Origin of the sequence: Vibrio sp. 1641 (genome assembly GCF_033339995.1) — a bacterium.
GTDB classification, from domain to species: Bacteria; Pseudomonadota; Gammaproteobacteria; order Enterobacterales; family Vibrionaceae; genus Vibrio; species Vibrio alginolyticus.
In genome coordinates this window covers 1-8,444 of sequence record NZ_JAWOVP010000029.1, presented here as the reverse complement: position 1 = coordinate 8,444, position 8,444 = coordinate 1, and the positions used below count along the sequence as shown (strand labels likewise).

Below are 8,444 nucleotides of genomic sequence, written 5' to 3'. Positions count from 1 at the left end.
ACACTAGCTCAGTTGGTAGAGCGCAACCTTGCCAAGGTTGAGGTCACGAGTTCGAACCTCGTGTGTCGCTCCAAATTATTCAGATATGGCCATGGCGGTATCTCGATGCCAAGTGCATCAACTTAAAACCAGCGAAAGCTGGTTTTTTTGTATCTGAAGACTGATAAATTCATACCATCTCTTTTTCATTACCTGTGAGCTTAGCAACCCCATCTCTGTCACGAGTTTCTGATATTAAGTGTGATCCGATGTTTCGCACCTCAGCCAATTTCAGTTTACAATACGGGCTTGCAAAGGATTTGACGAAGACGCATGAGAAATACCGACGATTACATCATTTTTTATCACTTGATCGAGCAAGGTTCATTCAGTGCTGCTGCGAGACATATGTCACTGACTAAATCGGTCGTCAGTAAACGCATTGCCAAGCTTGAACAAGAGCTTGGTGTACAGCTTCTCTACCGAACAACGCGAACGCTAACGTTGACTGAAGCAGGACGAGCGTTTTTTACTCATGCAAAAGCGGTTTATCAAGCGGTGGCAACGGCGGAAGAATCTATTGTGGGTTTAGGTAAAAACTTATCTGGAAACATTAAAATTTCGGTGCCTACTATCTCTGGTGAATTAATTCTTCCTCAAGTGATTAATGAATTTAATCAGAAATACCCAGACATCAATATCGATATGGATCTAGATAATCGTTTCGTCGATATCGTGAATGAACGTTTTGATTTGGCAATTAGAACGGGTGTGTTGCCAGATTCTAGTCTGATTGCAAGAAAGCTGGTGGATGCGAATTGGATCATTTGCGCGTCACCCCAATACCTAGCTAAACATGGCATACCTAAACAACCTCAAGCCTTGGCTAAACACAATTGTTTAGTCTATTCCTACCAAGAAACCGGAGCGCATGAGTGGGCGTTTAAAGATGGAGACGAGGTATATCAAATCACCGTCGACGGTAACCTCTGTACCAACAATTCTTCTGTATTGAGAAATGTAGCGCTGTTAGGGCAGGGAATCATCTATGTACCGCGTGTATTGGTTTATGAAGACTTAAAACAAGGCAGTCTGATTCAGTTATTTAAAGACGAAACAGCCAAATGTTTGGGTATTTATGCGGTGTATCCTTACACTCGTCAACAACCAGAAAAAATTAAGATCTTCATTGATCATCTATACACAAGCTTTCAAAGTCAAAACCATCGATTTTAAGCCAATAACTCAACACCGATCGTTATATTGGTGTTGAGCTTATGTTTCCATCTTCATTTCTAAGAATCCTCTTAAATTTAGGGGCTTACGCTTCTCCTCGTTTTCTTCACTAATATTGATAACAAGATACCCCGCACAACTGTTAACAAATGGTTTTGCTATTGTTTCTTTTAAGAAACGGTCTGTTTCTTACGTTAAATTTCTCAAATGTGAAAGATAAGTGACAGAAAAATAAAGAATTATTTTGTTTGTTGTTTATTGATTACGTATTGGTCGTCCGTCTGACATAGACGCAGAGAAATGGACTGCTTATAGTGGCTCAAACGCCATGCCTGCCGCTAAGCGGTGTTGTGAGCGAAGTACAATAACTAGAGATACGGATATGAAACAAAAGCAGCTGATTGAAGAATTTAAAGCCATCGTTGGGGAAGAAAATGTTCTAACCGACGAGGTTAAAACGAAATATTACCGCTCGGGGTTTCGTTCGGGTAGTGGTAATGCGCTTGCTATCGTGTTTCCTAACACTCTTCTAGAACAATGGAAGATTATTAAACAGTGTGTTGAAGCAAACTGCATCATTATCATGCAGGCGGCTAAAACAGGTTTAACAGAGGGCTCGGCTCCGAGTGGTAATGATTATGATCGCGATGTGGTTGTGATCAATATTACCAAAATCAAGAAGATTCACTTATTAGATGGTGGTAAGCAGGCGGTTTGCTTGCCTGGTGCGAGCTTACACTCTTTGGAGAAAGAGTTGAAGGCAGTGAACCGAGCACCGCATTCTATCATCGGTTCTTCATCGCTAGGTGCCACTGTGGTCGGTGGTATCGCTAATAACTCAGGCGGTGCGCTAGTTAAGCGTGGTCCTGCTTATACGGAACTGGCGATCTATGCGCAGGTGGATAAGCAAGGCCAGTTACATTTGGTGAACCACCTTGGTATTGAAGGATTAGGTGAAACGCCAGAAGAAATTCTAACAAACCTGCAAGAAGGGAACTTTGACCCAGCGAAGATCATTCATGATGAGCGAATGGCGTCAGACAAAGAATACGATGAACGTGTTCGAGACGTGACTTCTGACATTCCTTCTCGCTTTAATGCCGATGAACGCCGATTATTTGAAGCCAGTGGCTGCGCCGGTAAGTTGGGGGTTTTTGCCGTTCGGGTGGACAGCTACCCAGTCCCCGAAAAAGAGCAGGTTTTTTACCTTGGCACCAATGACCCTGCGAAACTAACGAAGTTGCGAAAAGACTTCTTATCTACGTTTGATAACTTGCCTGAGATGGGAGAATACTTGCATCGAGATATCTTCAACATGGCAGAGAAGTACGGCAAGGATGTGTTCTTATCCATCGACTTGTTAGGCACAGATAAGCTACCAAAAATGTTCGCACTTAAAGCTAAGGTAGAAAATTTCTTAGAGCGCATCCCGTTTGTCAGTAAATATCTGCCAGACACCATTTTGTACTACGCGAGCAAGTTGTTCCCACAACATTTACCAGAGCGAATGCTGGATTTCCGTGACAAGTATGAGCATCACCTGGTATTGAAAATGAGTGATGGTGGTATTGCTGAAGCACAAAAATACCTCAAAGAAGTTTGGGCTGTTGAAGACGACTGTGATTTCTTCGAGTGTACGCCGGAAGAAGGTAAAAAAGCTTATTTACATCGCTTTGCAGCAGCAGGTGCAGCAATTCGTTACGAGACGATTCACCGAAAAGACGTAGAAGACATCGTTGCACTTGATATTGCATTGCGACGTAATGATGAAGAGTGGCTAGAAACTTTGCCTGAAGAGGTGAGTAAGAACCTTGTTCAAGCGCTCTATTATGGTCACTTTATGTGTTACGTCTTCCATCAAGATTACATTTTCAAAAAAGGGACTGACACGAAGTTGATGAAAAAGCTGATGCTAGAGCACCTCAATAGCCGTGGTGCCAAATACCCAGCAGAACATAATGTGGGTCACTTGTACGAAGCTGAAAACTCGCTGCAGAAGTTTTACTACGAGTTAGATCCAACGAACACCTTTAACCCTGGTATTGGCAAAATGGACAAATATAAGCGCAATTGTAACTGCTGTGCATAATGTGCTGCATCACCATGATTAATAATCGTTGTTCATCGTTAAAATGATGAGCATAAGATAAGCCCTGATGACACTTGTGACATCAGGGCTTTGTGTTTTGGGTCTTTTATTGATGATTGGTATCGGCGTTGAAACAACGACTAAAGAGCACGTACTGCAGCGGCAGCGATGATGCCTGCTGCGATTGCGGGTAGAGGCTTTTTCACGATGAACATGACAACGGCAGTAGAAAACAGTGCTGCTCTAGCACCATTATCACCCTCTACTGCTAGCGGAGCTAAAAGCGCAACCAGTACGGAACCTGACATCGCAGTAATGAAACGTTGAACCCGTTCGCTAATTGGAATGAATGACATAACATACACACCGCCCCAGCGGGTTATGAGCGTGACTAACGCCATAGCGATAATGATAAGCAGTGTGCCACCTAACGTTGTTTCGATGTTCATGCTTTCTTCTCCTTCCAACAAGCACCCAATACTCCGCCAGTAATGGCGCCAACCACTACGTGGCTATTCTCTGGCAAATACCAATACGCCAACATAGAAGAGGCTGCTGCTATGGCCCAAATTGCAAAGATTCTTAAGTCTTTCGGCCCGGCTACCACCATAGACAGCAGGAAGCATCCCATAACCATATCGAGCCCGAGGCCCACCGGATCTTTGATTGCGCTACCAAAATAAATGCCGATCCAGGTGCCCACAATCCAAAAAGACCACATCGCTAAGCCGCCACCAACAAGCAAGCCAAAGCCTGGTTCTTTTCTACCAAATGCATTGAGTGCCATTGCCCAGTTAGCGTCTGATGCAACCAGCATTACACCGTAACGTTTTGTTGGTGGGAGTTGTCGTAACCATGGATAAAGTGTGGCTCCCATCAAGAGGTGACGAGCATTAATAGCAAATACAGTAATAAGAACTGGAATGAGAGGGACTTCTGCTCCCCACATTTCTAACGTGGCAAATTGTGAAGCACCGGCGAAGACCAGTGTGCTCATCAACATAGTGGGAAATACATCTAGTCCAGTCTGTACGGCAGCAACACCGAAAGCGAGGCCAAATATGACCACGAACATAGAGAGAGGTAAAAGTTGGGTGAAGCCGTTCCAGACCTCAAGCCGATTAAATTCGTGCAACTCAGTGGAGGAGCGTTGAAGATGTTGAGTATTTTCTGTCATAGAGATACCTAGCTAGCAGGCAAAGGGGCAGTGCCATACGAGTGTGTTTGTTATTCTTTTGTAAACTTCATGTTTAACATCAATTAGAGGGGCTTTCAAACACTAAGTGCTATATAAAAATGAGCCATCCAAGCGGCTTTAAGAAACAGAGTGTAGAGAGTCGTACTTGGTAGTGCTAAAGGAGAGTAAAACAACAGAAATAGTAAGCTCTGTTTAATTGATAACATCACGAGCTAGTACAGATTAGTAAATAAGAAAGAAAGCGAGCACGAGGCTCGCTTTTTCGGTCTGTTACGAATAACTGAGTAGGTTTATTTTACGTAGACACGAGGGTTCGCGCTTCCCCAAACCGTGTAAAGTTCAGGGAAGATGACTTCTGCGTGTTTTTCCATCTCAGCAGCTGAAATCGTTTTGCCTTGTTGGGAGCCAAACAAAACAACTTCAGAACCAGGCTCAACATCTTTGATACCTGTAACATCTACCATTGTAGTGTTCATTGAAGCAACGCCCGCAACTTTTGCACGTTGGCCATTGATCAGAACTTCTGCTGTATTCCCCATTTTTCGTGGGTAACCATCAGAGTAACCAACAGGAATGTTCGCCATTAAGCTTTCTTTGCTTGTTGTGTAGCTGCTGTCGTAACCGACTGTGCTATTTTTTGGCAGGTGGTGAACGGATGCCACGCGTGTTTTGAAAGACACTATAGAAGGGTACTCAGGGTTAGTTGGTAAGTCTCCGTATAAAACGCCACCAGGGCGAACCATATCAAGCTGCGCTTCAGGAACATTAAGCGCGGTGTAAGAGTTTGCTACGTGCAGTAAAATGTTGTCGCGTTTTAGATTCGCTTCTTTAATCAGCCATGCAGAACTGTCTTTGAATGAAGCTAACTTTTGGCGCACGTCGTCTGCATTGTAGTTAGGGAAATGAGTCATGATACCAACAATATTAACGCCAGCTTGTTGAGCGATTTCTAGCGCTTCTTTCTTGCCCGTTTCTGTCGTCATATCAACACCATTACGCCCCATACCACCGTCGTTCAGAGCAAGGTGAACTTTGATTTCTTTACCAGCTTTCTCGGCTAATTTAGACAGTGCTTTAGCTTGCTCTGCTGTGCCTATCAACTCTTCGACATTTAGGTCGATTGCGGCTTCAATCTCGCCAATATCCGCTGAGCGTACACGCATAAGTTGGCCTTTAAAGCCACTGTCGCGAACAGTTTGTGCTTCGGCGTTACTTGCAACGGCAACGCAAGGAATTTGTTGTTCGATAATAGTCGGCATCAGGCCTGCGATACCATTACCGTATGCGTCGGCTTTCATCACGGCGCAGATTTTCGTTTTGCCATCCATGTGCGATTTAAACTGCTCAATATTATCGCGGAACTGACCTAAGTTTATTTCTAGCCAAGCGTTAGCACCTTGAACTTGCTCTGCTTTTGCTGCTGCATTGCTAATTTGCAGAGGAGCAGCAGTAGCTTGCATTACAGGAACCGCGATTGCAGCAGCGATAGTCAGTGATAGTAAGGTTTTATTTAAGCGCATAAAGTCTCCGTACGCGTTTTTTGTATTGGTTATGTTATTGAGTACTTGGGGAAAGTACCTGACGAAGTAAAACGCTCCAAGTGGTGCTTTGGAGCGTTTGTTAAGATAGTGATTGAATATATACCTAAATATACCTCAGTGATGACATTCAATTTAAGCAAATCGGGATTGATTTGGTATCTACTAAGGTATCCACTGAGTTTAACTCAGTTTAAAGCGGCTCATTACATCTTTAAGAGAAATGGATAGCTGGCTTAGTTCGCGGCACGCCTGTGCGGTTTGCTCCGAACCTTGCGAGACCTCTTGAGATGCCAAATGTATGTTTTCAATGCTGCGGTTAAGCTCTTCCGCAACAGAGTCTTGCTGGTTACAAGCCGTAGCGATTTGGGTACCCATGTCTGAGATGTCCGAAATCGAATGCTCAATGTCGCTCATCAGCTGTTTTGATTGAATGCCTTGTTCTGCACATTCTGAAATACTGGTTCTAGAAAGTTCAGTGGCTGATTTTGCGTCTTTTGCAAGTGATTGTAGCTGCTCAATGATCGAAGTGATTTCACTCGTTGAATCTTGCGTACGGCCGGCAAGAGTTCGAACTTCGTCTGCAACGACGGCAAAGCCACGACCAGACTCACCAGCACGCGCCGCTTCAATGGCTGCATTAAGTGCAAGTAGGTTGGTTTGATCGGCGATGTCGCGGATAACATCCACGATCACGTTAATTTTATTCGATTGCTGTTCAAGCTCTGCTACGGTATCGCCTGCAGCGCCAATTACATTTGAAACTTCTTGAATCGCGTCAACCATACCTTGGGTCTCACGAACACCGTGTTGTGCGCGGCGGTTTGCTTCGTTAGCTTGGTTCGCTGAGTCTTCAGTGTTACGAGCAACATCGGCTACGGCCGCTTTCATTTCTGTCATTGCTGTTGCGATGTGCGTAATTTGCAGCTGTTGATCTTTCATACCAGACGCAGAAATATCGGAGATTTGGTTCATCTCTTCGACAGCGCTGCTTAACTGAGTAACTGCAGCAATCACGTTATCGATAACTTGGCGTAAGTCGTCTTGCATCTTAGTGGTCGCGTCTGCCAGTTCACCAAGCTCGTCATTGCCGATTGCTTTACGGTCAATGTCACTTGATAGATCACCTGTCGCGATGGCATTTGCTTGCTCAACAACAAGTTTAAGTGGGCCACAAATTAGGCGAGTCAGCACGTATGTCATGCCTACCATGATCAGTAGAATAATCACGTTACTTGCAATTGAAGAATTACTCAATCCATTTACAGAGGACAGGATATGAGTTTTGTTGCTGTCCATAGCTTCTTTAAGGAGACGGATTAGTTCGCCTAACTCCGAGTCAACCGCTTCGAAAGCAGACAAAGAGTTCGCCAAAATAGGGTGGGCCTTGCTTTTGTCGTTAGCTAGCATCGCTTCATTGTACTGGTCCATAGTAACCAAGTACTTTTTCCACTGACGCATAAGACGCTGGTAAGTTTGCTGCTCTTCGCCAGGCCAGATAGTTTCACCGTAAGCGTTGAGCTCTCTAGTGATCTTTTCGCGTTCTCTAATATTGTTAGAAATTTTAGTTTTGACTTGGTCTGCGTCTTCATAAGTGTACGCAGCAAATTGAGCTCGGCGCCAGCGAGACAAGTGATCTCGAATCGAATCGACCCTTTCCATTGCAGGAAGCGTATCGTCGGTATAGTTTAAAAGCTCAGATTTGATGCTTTTGAGCTCTGTAGATAAAAATACGCCAAATGCAATGTTGACGATGGCAATGAGTAAAAACGATAGCGATATCTTTTTCGCTATAGAAAGATTCTTGATAGACATTAGTGATATACCTTGTTTTTCTTATGTTGTGTCGCCAAAGTAAACCACATCCTTATATGTGATATATGTCCATTAAATTACTGCAACTCGTGTAACGTACCATTATTTATTGATATTTTCGATAATGAATTGAGCTTTGTTTGAAAATAAAAAAAGTCAATGATTTTATAAAGGTACGACCACATTCGATATAAAGTTATCGGTAACAAAATATGATGTTCTGTACGCAGTCGTGCCAAGAGTAGGGAATCAAATTGTTACAGATGTTACAACGATGAAAAGATCAGCGTTCATAACGTGATAGTCGCGTGTTTACCTCGAAGCAGTTACGGACACTAGTATGCGTATGACTTCATAGCTAATGAAAGGGAACGGGTGCTTATTGGTCTAATTGAATGCCAAACGTACTAGTCAGATCGCTTTTTAAGCACTTAAATCAAAAAGATAAAATTTATTGTTGACCAGATAAATTAATCCGTTAAAGTACGCCTCGTTCTCACGGCAAAGGCCGCTGAGACAGATGGTGTCTAACCCATCGCATGATTGCGTTGCCCTGGTGGTGGAATTGGTAGACACAAGGGATTTAAAA

At 43.6% G+C, this 8,444-nt stretch carries 6 protein-coding genes; 2 read left to right on the top strand and 4 right to left on the bottom strand.

All coding sequences use genetic code 11. The features are described from left to right. Window positions 1-312 precede the first annotated feature (312 nt). Together R7Z47_RS23715 and dld are read left to right on the top strand one after the other, a co-directional pair. Window positions 313-1,215, top strand: a complete 903-nt coding sequence (locus R7Z47_RS23715) for a LysR family transcriptional regulator (RefSeq protein ID WP_017633645.1) — start codon at window positions 313-315, stop codon at window positions 1,213-1,215. Between the two features lie 382 nt (window positions 1,216-1,597). Continuing rightward, a complete protein-coding gene (gene dld, locus R7Z47_RS23710) occupies window positions 1,598-3,304 on the top strand; it encodes a D-lactate dehydrogenase (protein ID WP_213871134.1) in 1,707 nt (568 codons plus the stop codon). 140 nt (window positions 3,305-3,444) lie between these two features. On the opposite strand, the gene R7Z47_RS23705 is transcribed toward dld, so the two are convergent. The 4 genes from R7Z47_RS23705 to R7Z47_RS23690 all read right to left on the bottom strand — a co-directional run bounded on the left by R7Z47_RS23705 (window position 3,445) and on the right by R7Z47_RS23690 (window position 7,855). Beyond that, window positions 3,445-3,753: an AzlD family protein gene (locus R7Z47_RS23705; protein WP_017820198.1), complete on the bottom strand. Its 309-nt coding sequence runs from the start codon at window positions 3,751-3,753 to the stop codon at window positions 3,445-3,447. Then, on the bottom strand, window positions 3,750-4,481 hold the full coding sequence (locus tag R7Z47_RS23700; protein ID WP_318130652.1) for an AzlC family ABC transporter permease: 732 nt from the start codon (window positions 4,479-4,481) through the stop codon (window positions 3,750-3,752). Before R7Z47_RS23700 ends, R7Z47_RS23705 begins: the two co-directional genes overlap by 4 nt. Window positions 4,482-4,792: 311 nt before the next feature. Then, on the bottom strand, window positions 4,793-6,022 hold the full coding sequence (alr, locus tag R7Z47_RS23695; protein ID WP_258676446.1) for an alanine racemase: 1,230 nt from the start codon (window positions 6,020-6,022) through the stop codon (window positions 4,793-4,795). A gap of 201 nt (window positions 6,023-6,223) precedes the next feature. Further along, window positions 6,224-7,855, bottom strand: a complete 1,632-nt coding sequence (locus R7Z47_RS23690) for a methyl-accepting chemotaxis protein (protein ID WP_258676444.1) — start codon at window positions 7,853-7,855, stop codon at window positions 6,224-6,226. Window positions 7,856-8,444 lie beyond the last annotated feature (589 nt).